At 69.2% G+C, this 16,784-nt stretch carries 14 protein-coding genes; all 14 read left to right on the plus strand.

The features are described 5' to 3' along the window. Positions 1-122 precede the first annotated feature (122 nt). The 14 genes from ACFY5B_RS12865 (at position 123) to ACFY5B_RS12930 (ending at position 16,761) form a co-directional block, all read left to right on the plus strand. Positions 123-281: a hypothetical protein gene (locus tag ACFY5B_RS12865; RefSeq protein WP_389968283.1), complete on the plus strand. Its 159-nt coding sequence runs from the start codon at positions 123-125 to the stop codon at positions 279-281. Positions 282-429: 148 nt separating this feature from the next. Beyond that, positions 430-672: a DUF6411 family protein gene (locus tag ACFY5B_RS12870; RefSeq protein WP_053672211.1), complete on the plus strand. Its 243-nt coding sequence runs from the start codon at positions 430-432 to the stop codon at positions 670-672. A gap of 70 nt (positions 673-742) precedes the next feature. Beyond that, the gene (locus tag ACFY5B_RS12875; protein ID WP_389968285.1) at positions 743-1,708 is read left to right on the plus strand and encodes a YihY/virulence factor BrkB family protein; all 966 of its coding nucleotides are present in this window, start codon (positions 743-745) and stop codon (positions 1,706-1,708) included. Between the two features lie 67 nt (positions 1,709-1,775). Next, positions 1,776-3,662, plus strand: a complete 1,887-nt coding sequence (gene uppS / locus ACFY5B_RS12880; protein WP_389968286.1) for a polyprenyl diphosphate synthase — start codon at positions 1,776-1,778, stop codon at positions 3,660-3,662. A 629-nt stretch (positions 3,663-4,291) separates the two neighbouring features. Continuing rightward, positions 4,292-5,575 (plus strand): phosphopyruvate hydratase, encoded by a 1,284-nt coding sequence (eno, locus tag ACFY5B_RS12885; RefSeq protein WP_389968288.1) that lies wholly within the window; start codon positions 4,292-4,294, stop codon positions 5,573-5,575. Between the two features lie 49 nt (positions 5,576-5,624). Further along, positions 5,625-6,887, plus strand: coding sequence for an ATP-grasp domain-containing protein (locus ACFY5B_RS12890; RefSeq protein ID WP_389968290.1), 1,263 nt, complete (start codon positions 5,625-5,627; stop codon positions 6,885-6,887). 43 nt (positions 6,888-6,930) lie between these two features. Next, complete coding sequence (locus tag ACFY5B_RS12895) at positions 6,931-7,926, plus strand: SGNH/GDSL hydrolase family protein (RefSeq protein WP_389968291.1); 996 nt, start codon at positions 6,931-6,933, stop codon at positions 7,924-7,926. Positions 7,927-8,057: 131 nt separating this feature from the next. Then, positions 8,058-10,211 carry an iron-containing redox enzyme family protein gene (locus ACFY5B_RS12900; protein ID WP_389968293.1) on the plus strand — a complete coding sequence of 718 codons (2,154 nt, stop codon included), beginning with the start codon at positions 8,058-8,060 and terminating at the stop codon, positions 10,209-10,211. Further along, entirely contained in the window at positions 10,211-12,049 is a 1,839-nt protein-coding gene (locus ACFY5B_RS12905; RefSeq protein WP_389968295.1) for a carbamoyltransferase, read from the plus strand. The genes ACFY5B_RS12900 and ACFY5B_RS12905 overlap by 1 nt, the downstream gene beginning before the upstream one ends. A 15-nt stretch (positions 12,050-12,064) precedes the next feature. Next, positions 12,065-12,211, plus strand: coding sequence for a hypothetical protein (locus ACFY5B_RS12910; RefSeq protein ID WP_389968297.1), 147 nt, complete (start codon positions 12,065-12,067; stop codon positions 12,209-12,211). Between the two features lie 39 nt (positions 12,212-12,250). Continuing rightward, the gene (locus ACFY5B_RS12915; protein ID WP_389968513.1) at positions 12,251-12,658 is read left to right on the plus strand and encodes a DUF6917 domain-containing protein; all 408 of its coding nucleotides are present in this window, start codon (positions 12,251-12,253) and stop codon (positions 12,656-12,658) included. Then, complete coding sequence (locus ACFY5B_RS12920) at positions 12,658-13,866, plus strand: pyridoxal-phosphate dependent enzyme (RefSeq protein WP_389968299.1); 1,209 nt, start codon at positions 12,658-12,660, stop codon at positions 13,864-13,866. The genes ACFY5B_RS12915 and ACFY5B_RS12920 overlap by 1 nt, the downstream gene beginning before the upstream one ends. Continuing rightward, on the plus strand, positions 13,863-15,497 hold the full coding sequence (locus ACFY5B_RS12925; RefSeq protein ID WP_389968301.1) for a thiamine pyrophosphate-binding protein: 1,635 nt from the start codon (positions 13,863-13,865) through the stop codon (positions 15,495-15,497). Before ACFY5B_RS12920 ends, ACFY5B_RS12925 begins: the two co-directional genes overlap by 4 nt. 1 nt (position 15,498) lies before the next feature. Beyond that, entirely contained in the window at positions 15,499-16,761 is a 1,263-nt protein-coding gene (locus tag ACFY5B_RS12930; RefSeq protein ID WP_389968303.1) for an ATP-grasp domain-containing protein, read from the plus strand. The last annotated feature ends 23 nt before the right edge of the window (positions 16,762-16,784 follow it).

Here is a 16,784-nt window from a genome sequence, read left to right on the forward strand (position 1 = left end):
GGACGGCGCTGCAGCGGGCCGTGGCGCGGCGCCGCCGGGGCTGAGGGCGGAGTCCGGGGGGACCGGTGTTCCCCGGCCCACCGGGGTACCCGGCAGCGGACTGCTGCGCGAGGAGGTACACGATGAGCGACCACACCCCGTCGCAGGCCGAAGGCGACCGCGACGACGAGCAGGACACGACCCCGCGTCCCACCCCGTCCCAGGCCGAAGGCGACCGCGACGACGAGAGCACCCCGGGCGAGGGCGACACGTCCGAGGGCACCACAACGGAGGACCCGTAACGGGAGCCCCCGGTGGCGACGGACACCCGTAGCGACGGAGTCCCCGTCACGGAGAAGTCCTCAGAACGGTGAGTCCGAACGGTGGCGGCCACATACAGGCGGCCCGGCGGGGAACCCGTATCTCCCCTATCAGGCAAAGGAGTTACCCGTGATCGTCGCCGTCGTCATCGCCGGATGTGTGCTGCTCGCCGTGCTCGCCTTCCTCGTCCCCCGCCTCTCGCGCCACCCCGAGCGCGGCACCCAGCGTTCGCTCGGCGCGGGCGCCCGGGCCGGTGGCAAGGCACCCGGCGTCCTGGGCCGTCTCTTCGCCAAGCCGTTCCACACTAGTTCCCGCGCGGTGAGCCGCAGCGGCTCGGCCGGCCGCCGCACCCGCGGCCGCATGCCCTTCTGACCCACCGCGCGGCCGCGCCACCCGGCATGCTGGTCCGGTACGCACGGCAGGCAGAAGGAGACCTTTCTCGATGGGCACCGCAGTGCACGTCCCGCAGACGCGGGACATGATCGGGGAGGAACTCTCCGGGGACGAGGCGTTCACCGCCCTGCGGCGCTACGGAGGCCGCCGGCTGCTCGTCGACGCGTTCACCCGCTTCCGCTACGCGGACGGCTTCAGCAACTCCCGCTCCCTCGCCTTCCAGGTGGTCCTGGGCATGGTGCCGTTCACCATCGCCCTGGTCGGCGTGGCCACCACCGTGCACACGGAGAGCGTGGGACGGATCATCGAACTGACCCTCGGCCGGATCGTGCCCGGCGCCAGCGCGGACCTGGTCGAGGACGCCCTGGACGGCACCGCGCGCAGCGCCGGTTCGGGCGTCTGGGGCGCCGTCGCCATGTGGCTGGGCCTGGCCTTCGCAGTGCTCAACCTGGCCTCGGCCATGGCCCAGGTCGAACGCGGCGCCAACCGCATCTACGGCATCGAGCGCGACCGGCCCTTCGTGGCCAAGTACGGCCGTTCCCTGCTCCTCGCCATGGCCGCGGGCATGCCGATGGTCCTGGGGTTCCTCGTGCTGGTGGCCGGTGACGCCGTGGGCAGCGCGGTGGTGGAGGCCCTCGACTGGTCCGGCACCTGGCTCGACTGGTGGGGCGCCCTCGACGTGCCGCTGGGCGTGGTGCTGGCCTGGGTCGCCTCGGCGGCGATCTTCCGCTGGGCGCCCCGCCGGGACCAACCGGGCTACACCTGGCTGGCGTTCGGCTCAGCGGTCCATCTGGTGCTGTGGATCACGGCCACCTGGCTGCTGGCGCTCTACGTCGCGAAGAGCGGCTCCTTCGGCGCCGTCTACGGGCCGCTGACGGCCTTCGTCGCCCTGCTGCTGTGGGCCAACCTGACCGGTGTGGCGCTGTTCCTCGGTATCGCTTTCGCCGCCCAGCTGGAAGCGGCCCGGGCAGGCATCACCGAAGCCGTGCGGCCGGATCCGGGGCCGGGGCCCTGAGGTACGCCCCTGACGCGCGCCCGGCCCCTGTGATCCACCCGCTGAACCAGGACGTATCGTCCTCGGTGTGAGCGATGTGCCCCCCGCGACCACAGCACCGGCGGACCGAGAAGCGACCTCCGAGACCCCGGAGCGAGCCGAGCACCCGGTGACCGGCGACGACCCGGCCCTGCGGGCGGCCTACCGGCTGTGCCGGCGCCGGACGAAGGACCAGGACCCGGCGGAGTACGCGCTGATCCAGCTGGTGCCCGCGGCCCTGCGCCCGGCCCTGCACGCCCTGTGGGCGGCCGCCAACGCCCTCGACGACCTCGGCGACGACCCCACGGCGCCCGCCGCCGAGCGGGCCGCCCGGGTCGAGGCCTGGATCACCGCCCTGCACCGCGAACTGCCCACCGGCTCCAGCCCGGACCCGGTCCGGCTCGCCCTGGTGGACACCGCGAACCGCTGGCGCCTGGACCTGTCCGAGCTGCGGGACGCCATGGCCCAGGTCCAGGACGACACCCGCGGCAGGCACTTCGCCGACTGGGCGCAGTGGCGCGCCTGGGGCCGGGACAACCTGCTGCCCTGGTTCGGTCTGGTCCGCACGGTCTTCGACCGGGCCGGCGTCCCGGTGGCGCTGCGTCTGGACACCCGGGAGGCCTACGAGGAGTTCCTCGACGGCGTCCGGCTCACCGACATCCTCACCGACCTGTCCGCCGACCTCGCCCAGGGCGACCTGCTCCTGCCCGCCGAGGCCCTCGACCTGCACCCCGGGTCGGCCGCAGACCTGGCGCGGCGCCGCTGGAGCCCCGCCGTCGCCGCCCTGGTCACGCACCTGACCGGGCTGGCCCGCCAGTGGGTGGCCCAGGAGGCCCTCACCCGCGGCATGCACCCGGGCCCCGCGACGGTCCTGGACACGATGGCCGCCCTGCTGCACGCGCAGCTCGACGCCGTCGACGCGGCCGGTCCGGCGCTCCTGCACTCCCCGCCCCGGCCCGCGCTCCGCACCCGGGCCCGCATCCTCGCTCCCGCCCGGGCGCGCGCGGCCCTGGCCTGGAGCCTGACCTCGCTGACGGTGCCGCCGCGGCAACACCCCGCCGCCCACAGGCCACCGGCACCCCCCGGGCCGGCACCCACCGGCGCCTTCCGGCTGCCGCCGCCCCACCCGGGCGGCGAGCGGCCCCCGGAGATCCCGCCCGGCCTGCTGCCCGCACACGTCGCCGTGATCATGGACGGCAACGGGCGCTGGGCACAGCAGCGCGGCCTGCCCCGGCACGCGGGCCACCGCGCCGGTGCCTCCACCGTCCGCGAGGTGGTCCACGGCGCCCTGGAGATCGGCCTGCGCCATCTGACGCTGTACACCTTCTCCACCGAGAACTGGCAGCGCGACCCGGAGGAGGTCGACGCGATCCTCGGCCTGCTGAGCGACGAACTGGCCGAGAACCCCTTCCGCGACCTCGACGTCCGGCTGCGCTGGCACGGCCGCGCCGGCCGCCTGCCCCCCGACCTGGTCGACCTGCTCCACCTGCGGGAGCGCACCACCCGCGCCCGCACCGGCCTGACGCTGACGATGTGCATCGACTACGGCGGCCGGGACGAGCTCACCCGCACGGCCGCCGCCCTGGCCCACCGCGCCCGGGCCGGCCGTCTGGACCCCGGCCTGATCGCCGAGAACGACTTCGCAGGACACCTGCCGCACCCGGACATGCCCGACGTGGACCTGCTCTGGCGCACCGGCGGCGAACAGCGGATCTCCAACTTCCTGCCCTGGCACACGGCCTACGCCGAGCTGCACTTCACCCCCGGCCTGTGGCCCGACGTGGACCGCCGCGACCTCTGGCAGGCGATCACCGCCTACACCGGGCGCCAGCGCCATCACGGCGCGACCCCGGCCCCGGCGGGTGAGCTCTCCCCCGCCGACGGACAACCGGCGACCCACCGTGTGACGACCCCTGCTGCGGGTTCGGGCGGGTGAACGCGGAGGGGCCGCCGCGCCGGAGACCCGAATCGAAGACCGGGCCTCGCAAGACCTCCAAGCGGGTTATCAGAGCCTGCCCACAGCCGAGTTGCTCATCTCGCCGGACGGGAACGCACGAGTCCTGGGCGGAACCCCCGAACTGTCTTGCTCCGGGGGGCGTGTGGTTAGATGGCAACTGCACGGACACCTTGGATCCGTCGCGCGGAAAATGAGGAGCACGGCCCTTCAGTGTGGAAGGCTGCATTCGTCTCCTGGTGAGTTGCCCGAGCCTTGATGTGAGGGCGCGTAGAGGTGCCGGAAGCCATCCGCACCGTATGAGGTTCACGATGCACCGCATGCTTCGTGAATAGATCGGGCAGCCCTTCCGCCCGGCAGCGCAAACAGCATGGTCGACGGAGTCTCTTGCTGGTTCTGCGCACGACAGGCAGATATGACTCGATGACGAGCAATCCAGCCAGTCGATCGCTGTTACGGTCCAATTCCGTAGCACTACCCCAGGTCAGCAGCGTCCCACATGCCGTTTGACCGGCCGACGTCGTGGCACGACAAGCCTTCTGGTGTGCCACGGCAGCCATGCTGTGGTGACTCATCCGGCATGAAAATATGAGACGCAGCGTAGGAGTGGAATGTCTGATATCACTGGCGTGTCCGCACGCGAAATCGTCGATAGCCGCGGCAATCCCACTGTCGAGGTGGACGTTCGTCTGGCCGACGGCTCCTTGGGCAGGGCCGCGGTTCCCTCCGGCGCCTCGACCGGTACCCGGGAAGCGGTCGAACTCCGCGACTCCGACCCGGCCCGTTTCCGGGGAAAGGGTGTCACCCGGGCGGTTGCTGCGGTCAATGGAGAAATCGCGGAGGCCGTGCAGGGCATACCGGCTGACGCCCAGTCCACTGTCGACCGGCTGATGATCGAGCTCGACGGGACGGAGAACAAGGGGCGCCTCGGGGCCAATGCCACGCTGGGCGTGTCGCTCGCCGTCGCCAAAGCGGCGGCCGCGTCGCGCGACTTGCCTCTGTACCGCTATGTCGGCGGCACTTTCGCGCATGTTCTCCCGACCCCGATGATCAATATCATCAACGGTGGCGCCCACGCCGACAACGCGCTTGATTTCCAGGAATTCATGGTCGCGCCGGTGGGTGCGGCCTCGATGGCCGAGGCCGTCCGTATCGGCTCGGAGGTCTTTCACACCCTGCGAGACCTCTTGCGCGCTGCAGGACACAACACCAACGTCGGCGACGAGGGCGGGTTCGCGCCCGATCTGGCCACGGCGGACGAGGCGCTCGAGTTCATCGTCAAGGCCGTCGAGAAGAGCGGATTCCGGCCCGGCCACGACGTCGCGTTGCTGCTGGATCCCGCATCCTCCGAGTTCTACCGCGACGGCGCCTACCACTACGCGGGCGAGAACCGCGTCCGGTCGGTCACCGAGCACGCCGACTACCTCGCCGACCTGGCGTCCCGATTCCCGATCGTGTCGATCGAGGACGGCATGGCCCAGGACGACTTCGAGGGCTGGAAGTACCTCACCGACGCCATCGGCTCCACCTGCCAGCTGGTCGGCGACGACGTCTTCTGCACCAACGTACGCCTGCTCCGGGACGGCATCGACCGGGGCATCGCGAACTCGATCCTGGTCAAGGTGAACCAGATCGGCACCCTGACGGAAATGCTGGACACCGCGAACACAGCCTTCCGCGCCGGCTACTCCGTGGTGATGTCACACCGCTCGGGCGAGACCGAGGACACGACCATCGCCGATCTCGCGGTCGCCCTCAACTGCGGTCAGATCAAGACGGGTTCGCTGTCGCGGGCCGACCGAACGGCCAAGTACAACCAGCTGATCCGGATCGAGGAGGAGCTGGGATCCGAGTCGGTCTACGGCGGAGCGAAGTTCTTCAACGGCATCAGCTGAACGTGGGAGCCACAGCCACGGTCGTCATGCACGGAAAGACCTGCCGAGAATGAGCATCCTCTTACTCCACAAATCCAACGCCAGCCGGCGCGGGCACCTGGCGAAAGCCGCAGAGTACGCGAAGGAGAACGGGGACCGGCTCCTTGTCGCCGTGAGGAATCCGACCTGGGAGAAGGACTTCGCCGACGTCGTGGTGTCCGTGGACACCTCGGACATCGAGGCCACGGTCGCCGCGGTGCGCGCGCTCGCCGCGACGGAGCAGGAACCCATCCGAGCGGTCGCTGCGTTCGTCGGACACAGCGTGCCCGCCGCCGCTGCCGTCGCCGCGGACTTAGGACTCCCCTTCATCGGCGAACAAGTGGCGCGCACGGTGCGCGACAAGTACGCCATGCGCGAGGCCTTCGCCTCGGGAAACGTGCCGCAGCCGGCCTACGGGCTGGCCCGGACGCCGGACGAGGCAGTGGCGCAGGCCGCCCGCATCGGCTTTCCGCTGGTGCTGAAGCCGCTCATCGACAACGACAGCGGCTACTTCCGGCGGGTGGACGACATCGCCGAACTCATCGAGCACTTCCCGGTGGTACAGCACGGCGCCTGGCCCAGGATCGCGGACAACCCGCTGTACGCCTGGATGGTGGCGACTTATGACTCGGCCATCCTGCTGGAGGAGTACCTACCGGGCGCGGAGATCAGCGTCGAGTCGATCGTCGTCGACGGCCGGGCCCACGTGGTCGCCATCCATGACAAGCCCCTCCCCATGGAGGGCCCCTACTTCTTCGACGTCCACTACGCGACCCCCAGCCGGCTGCCGGCAAAGGTGCAGGAGCGGATCGTCGAGGTCACCGCAGCATCGCACCGGGCCGTCGGCATCGAGACCGGAGCCGTTCACACGGAGTTCCGCATCCAGAGCGACGGCACGCCGAAGATCCTCGAGACGGCGGCGCGACTCGGCGGCGGACCGGTCTACCAGTCGGTTCTGTTGAGCACCGGGGTCGACATGGTCGCAGCGGTGCTCGATGTAGCGTCCGGTCGAACACCGGATCTCACTCCCGAACTCGAGCCCACGCCTGCTGGTTTCTACCTGTTCTTCGCGGAGAAAGCCGGGCGGATCAGTGGTATCAGCGGCGTGGAAGAAGTCCGCCGCAATCCCCGCGTGCATGAGCTCTCGCTCTACCGGCAGGTGGGCGACTTTGTCGATGTCCCGCCGCGCGTCTGGCAGTCACACGGCCATGTGATCTTTGCCGCTGACAGCGACGCCGAACTCGTTGAGACGTTCGACGAGCTCGTGAAGTCCATCAGGATCGAGATCGAATAATGCTTTCGACCAGGGTCCGGACGTACCGCCTGAGGAGTTTTCAGTGAAAATCAGGAACGAACTGGCGCCGTATCTTGCGGGCTATGAGGAGAAGTTCACGAGCAAGGGCGAGATCCGCTGGCTCCCGCATCTTCTCTTCTTCCACCCGCAATCGCATCGTTCGGACGTGGTGAACACCGACTCGATCGGTTTCCGGTACGCCACGGACGGCGACCACAGCTATTCGGTGGCCGACCAGGGGGATGCCGAGTCGGTAAGGCTCCTGGCCGGCAGTTCCACCGTCTTCGGCATCGGCGCAAGCTCCGACGCCTGGACGCTTCCCTCGCGGCTGAACGCGCACGACGACCGGCCCGGCACCTGGCTCAACTTCGGCGGCCGCAGCTTCAACTCGACACAGGAGCTCCTCCTGCTCACGCTCTACCGCCACCTGTTGCCGAAGGTGGACGAGATCGTGCTGTTCTCCGGGTTCAACAACCTGAGCCTGGCCCGCATGCCGCAGATGCGGGAGGAGGACCACGGCACCTTCTTCCAGTACACGACGTACCAGGACATCTTCGCGCAGCACGCGAAGACCAAGTCCTCGATGCGCAGCCTGCTGCGCCGGGAGAAGGAAGCGCCGGCGCCGGCCGCGCCGGGCATCGACGAACAGATCACCTACGCCGCCGACCTCACGCTGCGGCACCTGAGCGGCTGGCAGGCCCTGGCCTCCACGTGGGACGCGAAGATCACCTACATTCTTCAGCCGCTGTCGGGCTGGGTGCGCGACAAGGGAAGCCGGGAAGAGGAACTCATCTTCGACGAGCTCGAGCAGCACGGCGGCTTCGCCGCGATGTACGGAGACATTCTCAGCCGCCAGGTGAACATCGATTACGCGGCGATGCTCGAGCAGGGCGCGAAGGAAATGGGCATCGACTTCGTCAACTTCAGCCCCGTCCTGGCCGATTCCGCCGAGCAGGACCAATGGCTTTTCATCGACCGGATCCACTTGACGGACCACGGTCATGATTTCGTCGCCAGCAAGATCCTGGACAACATCTGATTCGGAGGCGACGCATGTCGTTCATCAAATCCCTGATCGCCCGCATTTTCCGCCGGAAGAAGTCCAAGAAGCCGGACGCGTCCATCTACCCGATGTTCTGACGCCGGTTGAGCACGACAAGAGAGCACCCCATGTGGCGTGAGACGTACCGCCGGTGTGTCGACCCGGAGATATTTCTGGGCACCACCGCGATCCAGACACTCATGGCCGAGGTCGCGTCCATCGATCCCGGGACCGACCCCCCGCATCTGTCCGTCACGCTCGACGAGGCCGCCTCGTGGAGTGACGCACAGAGCAGCGCCTATCGAGAGTTAACCCACTCTGCCGACCGGACCGACGCATCGAGAACCCTGGCGCACGCACTGCTCCGCCAGTCCGGTCCCTTCGCCTCGACGCTCGGCGCCTGGCTGCAGGGCATGAGCGCACCCGGGGTCTTCGAGGACGAGACCCACCTCAAAATCCTGGCCCTGTTCGCCGACGACATCGGGGTCGGCGGGCCGCGCTCGTCGCGCTACGACGCGTTCAAGGGCCTCGCGACGCAGTACGGCCGTCCCGAACTGGCTGTGGACGCCGACGAACTGGCCGCCGAACGGCCGGTCCGGGACCACATGTTCGCCCTGCCCGCGACCCTGTTCGCGATCAGCCGGCGCAGCGACGAGTTCGCGCCTCTTGTCGCCGGTATCGATGTGGTGCTGCGCTCCATCGGCATGCTCCCCTGCTGGGAGGCGCTCCGCGCGAGCGACGGCGCCCCGGCCGAGTGGGCACGCCTGGACCTGGCGCAGTCCACCGGAGCCACCGACATCGCGGCGCCCCTGGACCTCTCGCGGGGCGTGGCCGAGCAGTTCTGCGCGACCGGCGGGGCCGCGCGCCGCCAGGTCGCGTTCGGCGCGGCCTGGATGCTCGACGCCCTGCGGTCGTGGAACGAGCTGCTGCTCGACGAGGCCCGCGCAGCGCTGCACCCTCGGCGCGCGATGGAACAACTGATCCGGGAGCGGGCCCGAGAGGGCGCCGTCTACCACCAGAACTTCCGTATGGACGGCGCGGAGTCGCTCTCCGAGCTGCTGGAGCGGGCCAAGACCGACCCGGGCCCGCTGCTGAAGGAGCTGGCCGGGACCCGCATGGTCAAGCCGGGCAACGCCGAGCGCAGCTCGCTGGTCAACGGCCTGATCGGCCCGAGGGGACCGATGTTCCGGGTCTTCTCGGCCGACGACGTCGAGGTGATCTCGAAGTGGATCGACTCGCTGGCCGACGGCGAGCCGGAGCCCGCGCCGCCGTCGGCCGCACGGGTCCCGAGCGCCCCGGCCCCCGACCTCCTCGACCGGACGGCCGAGGCGGGCGCGGTGCCGGCCGATGTCCGCGAGGCCTACTTCGTCCTTCAGGGGCGCGTACTGGCACCGGGCACCCGCGACTTCGCCCTCCGGTACGTGAACCACTGGCTGGCCCGGGCGAAGCGATCGCTGGGCCGCACAGACCGTTCGCTGCCCGAGCGGTGGACGTCCGGCGGACTGCGCCCCTGGCTGCTGGACATGCACGACAAGCACGGCGTCGAGTTCGAGAGCGCCAAGTTCGGCGAGATGCCGACCCGCGAGCAGGTCGTCGACGAGACCCTGCAGCTGGCGCCGCTGACGCTGATCGACGGTTCGTGGCTGCAGGGCTTCACCGACGCGGGGCTCGCCACCACCCGATACGGTTTCCCGCTGTTCGAGACGTACTGGGACGAGCTGGGCAACGGCGACATCGAGCTCAACCACCCCAAGATCTACCGTGACGTCCTGCGGGAGATGGGCATCGAGCTCGCTCCCACCGGCAGCCGGGAGTTCGCCTACGACACCCGGTTCCGCGAGGAGTCGCTGGAGCGGCCGGTCTACTGGCTGTGCCTGGGCAAGCTCCCGCACACCTTCATGCCGGAGATCCTCGGCATGAACCTGGCCATGGAACTCTCCGGCGTCGGCGGCAGCTATCGCGCCGCCCGGCGCTTCCTGAAGCACTACGGCTTCTCCACGCACTTCGTCGATCTGCACAACACGATCGACAACGTGTCCACGGGCCACTCGGCCTGGGCCGCCGACGCCATCGACACCCACATGCGCACGGTGTCGAAGCTGTCGACCCCGGCGGAGGCCGCCGCCGAGTGGGAGCGGATCCGCATCGGCTACGAGTCGCTGGCCCCGCTGCCTTCGTCCACCGTCGCCGACCGGATCGGCGACCGATTCCGTACAACTCCGTGGAAACCTCGATCGCAAGGCGGGTCGCTGTTCCACCACACACCGGTGGGGGTGTCCTGATGTCCACGTACACGCTGGGAATTTCGGCCTACTATCACGACAGCGCGGCCGCGTTGGTACGCGACGGCGTGGTGGTCGCCGCCGCGCAACAGGAGCGTTTCAGCAGGGTCCGGCACGATTCCGCGTTCCCGGCGGACGCGATCGCGTACTGCCTGGACCACGCGGGGATGTCCCTGGCAGAACTCGACGCCGTCGTCTACTACGAGGACCCTGGCCTGAAGTACGGGCGGGTGCTGTCCTCGTTCGCCAGCGCCGGGCCGCGTGGCCTCCGCCCGTTCTCGGCCGTCCTGCCGGAATGGCTGCGCTGGAAGCGCGACGTCCTGAAGCGCGTGGACGCCGAGCTCGTGGCGATGGGGCGCGGCACTGCGCCGCGGGCCGTGGCCTCACAGCACCACCGCTCGCACGCCGCATCGGCGTTCTTCCCCTCGCCGTTCGAGAACGCGGCGGTGCTCACGATCGACGGCGTCGGCGAATGGCAGACCACCACGATCTGGCACGGTCGCGGCAACTCCCTGGAACTGGTCAACTCGGTCTCGTATCCGCACTCGGTGGGAATGCTCTACTCGGCGTTCACCTACTACTGCGGCTTCAAGGTCGACTCCGGCGAGTACAAGCTGATGGGCCTTGCGCCCTACGGCGAGCCGCGGTACGCGGACGTCATCCGCCGGGAACTGGTGCACATCCGCCCCGACGGCTCGTTCACGCTGAACATGAAGTACTTCGAGTTCCATCAGGGCAGCCGCATGGTCGGGCGAGCCTTCGAGGAGCTGTTCGGCGCGCCGGTCCGAGACGCGGAGAGCGAACTGGAGCAGCGCCACTGCGACCTGGCGGCCTCCGTCCAGGTGGTCACCGAGGAGATCGTGCTGGGCCTGGCGCGGGCGGCGGTCGAGCAGACCGGCGAACGCGCGCTCGTCATGGCCGGCGGCGTCGCCCTGAACTGCGTCGCCAACGGCGTGCTCAGCCGCTCCGGCATCGTCGACGACCTGTGGATCCAGCCGGCGGCCGGCGACGCGGGCTGCGCGCTGGGTGCCGCACTCGACCACTCGGTCCCGGCGCACGGCCGGCCGCACCTGGCCGACGGCGGCGACGGCATGTCCGGCGCGCTGCTCGGGCCGAGCTTCTCCGACAGCGAGATCGAGGAGTTCTTGCGGGAGAACGGCTACGACTTCACCACGTTCGCGCAGGACAGGCTGTACGACGAGGTGGCCGGCCACCTGGCCGACGGCGCCGTGGTGGGCTGGTTCCAGGGACGCATGGAGTTCGGCCCCCGAGCCCTGGGCGCCCGGTCGATCATCGGCGACCCGCGCGACCAGTCCATGCAGAAGCGCATGAACCTCAAGATCAAGTTCCGCGAGTCGTTCCGGCCGTTCGCGCCGGCCGTCCTCGCCGAGGACGCCAAGGACTACTTCGGTCTGGTCGGCGACAGCCCGTACATGCTGGTGGTGGCGGAGGTCGCGGACCGGATCAAGACCGCGGCCGCGTTGCAGCCCGGTGGGCCGAGCCGCGGCCTGGGCAGCATCAACGAGGCCCGTTCCGAGCTGCCCGCCATCACGCACGTGGACCTCTCCGCCCGGGTGCAGACCGTCACCGAGCGCGACAACGCCCCGTACGCCCGGCTCCTGAGCGCCTTCAAGGCGGCGACCGGCTGCCCGGTCCTGGTGAACACGTCGTTCAACGTGCGCGGCGAACCCATCGTGCACACCCCCGAGGACGCCTATCGATGCTTCATGCGCACCGGGATGGACGTGCTCGTTCTCGGCAGCCACGTGCTGCACAAGGACGACCAGCCGCCGTTCGCCGAATCCGTCGACTGGCGCGACGAGATCCCGCTCGACTGACAAGGAATGGTCTCCATGCGTTTTGCAGCATCCGCGGTGTTCGTCGCGGTGTTCGTTCCGATCTCGCTGTATCGGCGGCTGCGGGGATCGAGCCGTTTCGGTCCGCGCTTCCATCAGGGTTCCTCGGCCTGGGACCTGCCGCGCGCGATGCGTCCGCGCTGACGGCGCTCACTCACGGAATCTTCCGAGAAGCAGGAAATGATGTTTACCAGTAGAGAACCGTTTCGGCTCCGTTGGGCCGCGGTCATGGACCACACGCGGCGCGACCGCGCCATCGAGCCGTCGGCGTGGCGGACGCGGTGCATTCGCGCGGGTGAGGTGCACGAGTTCATCAACGTGGGCCCCGGCCCCCGTTACCCCGTCGACCACGTCGAGTACTACGGATTCGCCACCTTCGAGACGTCGGGCGTCCTCGCGGTCGGCGACACCCTGGTCGCAGAGGGACGCACGCTCGGCACCATCAGCGGCTTCGACGAAACGCACATGCCGAACCACTACAACATTCTCGTCGAGGGCGCGGACCTCCGAAACGGCCACGCACTCGGGCTGAAGGCCGGGATGGCCGTCACCACGTGCCCGCGAGAAGACAAGGATTCCGGGGGGTCCTGATGTTCGACTACCAGAAGCTCTACGCGAACCACACGCCGGCCGACCGTCCCGTCTTCCTCTGCCTCGACTGCGAGAAGCGAACGGACGACAGGGCGCACCGGTGTCCTTCCTGCAAGGGCGCGATCGAGGTCCTGTACCCGCTCGACGGGGCCGAGATCGGATCCTTCGACTCGAACCCCAACCCGCTGCGGCGCTACAAGGACGTCCTGCCCGTGGCGGAGGAGGACCACATCACCTGGCTGGGCGAGGGCAACACCCCCTGCACGGACGTGCCCGCGCTGGCCCGCCTTCTCGGCGTCCGCTCGGTGTACATCAAGGACGAGACGCGCAACCCGACACGATCGACCAAGGACCGCATCGCGTCGGCCGGCCTGAGCCGCTTCAAGGGCCTCGGCGTCAACGAGTTCGTCATGGCCTCCACGGGCAACAGCTCCATGGCCTATGCGAACTCGATGAGCCTGGTGCAGGGCTTCAAGCTCCACATCTTCGTGGGGGAACGTTTCGCCTACCGTCTGAACTACGCGGACCACCCCCAGATCGAGACTCATGCCGTCGCCGGCACGTTCGTCGGTGCGGGCACGGCCGCCCAGAAGTTCGCCAAGGAGAACGGGTACTTCTGGGAGGGCGGGTTCTTCAACTACGCCCGCCGCGAGGGCCTCAAGATGTCCTACATCGAGGCGTACCAGCAGATGCCGTCGGCGCCGACCCACGTCTTCCAGGCCATCAGCAGCGGCATGGGCCTGCTGGGCGGCTACAAGGGCGCCGTGGAGATGAACCGCCTCGGCCTCCTGGCGAGCCTGCCGGCTTTCGTCGGCGTGCAGGAGGACAGCTGCTCCCCCATGGTCAGCGCGTGGAACGCGGGCCGCTCCGCGATCGCGGAGGAGGACATCGTCGAGAACCCCGAGGGACTGGCCCACGCCATCCAGCGGGGCGACCCGACGAACACCTATCCCTACCTGCGCACGATGGCCCTCAACACGGGCGGCGCCCTGGTCGCCGCCCGGACCCACGAGATGCACATGGCCAAGGGGCTGCTGAAGTCGCTCGGCTTCGACGCCTGCTACGCAGCCGCCGCGTGCCTCGCGGGCGCGATGCGGATGGCGCAGGAAGGCTCCCTCGCAGAGGACAGCGACCTGCTCATCATCCTCACCGGTGCGGAGCGGCCCATGCTGCCCACGCCGACGAACATCCTGGCCGTGGCCTCATGACCACGGTGGCTGACGAGATCGCCCGCACGCTGGCCGAGCGCGGCGTCTCCCGGGTCTTCGGATACCCCGGCGAGACCTCGCTCTCGCTGTATGCCGCCTTCCAGCGGAACGACGAGCTGACCCATGTCGTCGGCCGGTGCCCCAGGGGAGCGGCCTACGCGGCCGAGGCGTACGCCCGGATCAGCGGGGGTGTCGCGGTCTGCGACGCCCCGGGAGGAATCGGTTCCCCCTACGCCACCCCTGCCCTCCTGGAGGCCTACAACAGCGGCACGCCGCTGGTGCTGATCACCTCGGGGCCCAGCAAGAGCACCCCGCGGCCCTGGGCGACCGGACAGGTCGAGCACGCGCAGCTCTTCGACAGCGTCGCGAAGCACGTCTACGTGATCCGTGAACAGCGGGGCGCGCTGGGCGTCGTCGAGGCCGCGCTCGCCCTCGCGGAACGGCCCCGCCGCGGCCCGGTCGTCGTGGAGATCGCCCCCGACGTCCTGGAGGCCGAGGCCGACCCGACGCTGCTCGACGCGCCGTCCGCCGAGGCAGGCGTGACGGAGCCCGCGGACACGGCCGCCACGGCCGGCGGCGCGGTCGCGCGGGCCGCCGAAGCGGTCCGGCGCGGTGCGAGCGTCGCCCTGATCGCCGGTGGCGGCTGCCACGCGGCAGGCGCCGCCGGCGCCCTCCGGGAGTTCGTCGACCGGTTCGGCATCCCGGTGTTCACCACGCTCAACGGCAAGGGTGTCCTCTCCGAGGCCGGTGGCGGCCTTCCCCGGGTGGTCGGGTCGAAGGGCGACACGCCCGCCAACGAGTACATCAGCGGCTGCGAGGTCGTCCTGTACGCGGGCTCCAAGATGGGCGACAAGTCGACCAACCAGTACGCGTGGCCGTCGCCCGGCCAGTTCCTCGTCCGGATCGACGACGACCCTTCGATCGAGGAAGCCGACCCGGTGCGCGGCTGCGTGCTGCGCGAGGACATGGCCGACGGCCTCAAGCTGCTCACCGACGCATTGGGAGAGTGGTCCTACAGCGGCCCCCGTCCGTCGACCACCACCGCCGGCAACTGGTCGAAGACCGGCACCGCCTCCCTGGTGGCCACGGTGAACGCGGAGCTGTCCGACCGGGACGTCTGCGTCGGCGAGGCCAGTGTCGCGAGCGGCTGGTTCGGCGCGCTGCTGCGCCTGACGCCACCGCAGCGACTCATCACCCCGCGCGGGACCGGAAGCCTCGGCTACGCGATCCCGGCGTCCGTCGGTGCGGCCGTCGCACGCCCCGACGCGACGGTGTGGACCCTGGTCGGAGACGGCGGACTCACCATGTCCATCGGCGAGCTGGAGACCATCGAGCGCCTCGGTCTCAACGTGAAGATCACCGTGCTCGACAACGGACGGCTCAACCTGATCGACCAACACGCCATCCACCGTCACGGAGCGGCCGCCGTCAGCCGTGATTTCCACCGGATCGACTGGCCCACCATCTGTGCGGCGATCGGCCTGCCCGTGATGGCGTGCGACGACCCGGAGCGCGACGCCTCGGAGATCGCGTCCTTCTTCTCCCGGCAGGGCCCGGCCGTCCTCGTGCTCGACACGTCGGTCGACGAAGTCTCGCCGGACATGGCCATAGCAATTCGAAAGGTGCACTGAAATGACCCTGATGATCCTGCACACCCGCAACGCGAGCCGTCGCAAGCACCTCGCCAAGGCCGCGGAGACAGCCCACGCGCTGGGCCACCGGGCGATCGTCGTCGTCGAGCAGCCCAGCTGGGAGCACGAGTACGTCGACGCGGTCTACGCCGCGCCCACCGGTGACCTCGAGGCCACCGTCGCCCGGTGTGTGGAGATCGCGAAGGAAGAGTCCGAGCCCATAGCAGGCGTGATCGCGTTCGTCGAGCACAGTGTGCCGGCCGCGGCCGCTGTCGCCGCAGAACTCGGCCTTCCGTACATCTCTCCCGAGACGGCCGCGAAGAGCCGTGACAAGCTGAGCATGCGCAGCGCCTTCGAGACCGTGGGTATCTCCCAGCCGCGCTTCGCGCTCGCGTCCTCGGTCGAGGAGGCGCAGAAGGCGGCAGAGTCCATCAAGTACCCCCTGGTCATGAAGCCGATCATCGGGGGCGGCAGCATGTTCGTCCGTCGAGTCGACAGCCCGGAGGAGCTGGCCGAGCACTTCGAAGTGATCCGGAAGGGCGCCTGGGCCGGGTTCGACTACGACCCGCTGTTCTTCCTCAAGTCGCGGTACTCGGAAGGGATTCTCCTCGAGGAATTCCTCACCGGTGACGAGATCAGCGTCGAGAGCTACGTACAGAACGGCGAGACGACCGTTGTCGCTGTTCACGACAAGCCGGCGCCGATGGACGGCCCCTTCTTCGAGGAGACGTTCTACGCGACTCCGACCGTGCTGACGGGCGAAACGCTGGAGAAGGTGAAGAAGTTCACGACGCTCGCCCACGAGGGGCTCGGCATCACTCAGGGCGCCACACACACCGAGTTCCGGGTCTCGCCGGAAGGGGAGCCCTACATTCTGGAGACCGGCGCACGCCTGGGCGGCGGCCCGGTGTACCAGAGCGTGCTGCTGTCGACCGGCGTCGACATGGTCGAGGTCCTCACCAAGGTTTCGCTGGGCGCGGACGCCGATGTCGTCGTGGACAGCGAGAAGTTCCGGCACGTCGGCTTCTCGCTGCATTTCGCGGAGGAGCCGGGTGAACTCGTCGCTGTCGACGGAGTCGAAAGCCTGGAGGCCAGCGACAGCGTCTCGGAGGTCATGATCTACCGCCGGATCGGCGAGCAGGTCGACGTGCCGCCGCGGGTCTGGCAGGCCCATGGGCACGTGATCTTCACGGGGGAATCCCGTGAAGACATTCTCACGAAGCAGCAGAGCATCAATCAGACTCTCCGGTTCCACGTTCGGTAACTAGCACGCAGGATTGTGTAGCC

This window comes from Streptomyces sp. NPDC013187 (genome assembly GCF_042899705.1).
GTDB classification, from domain to species: domain Bacteria; phylum Actinomycetota; class Actinomycetes; order Streptomycetales; family Streptomycetaceae; genus Streptomyces; species Streptomyces hawaiiensis_A.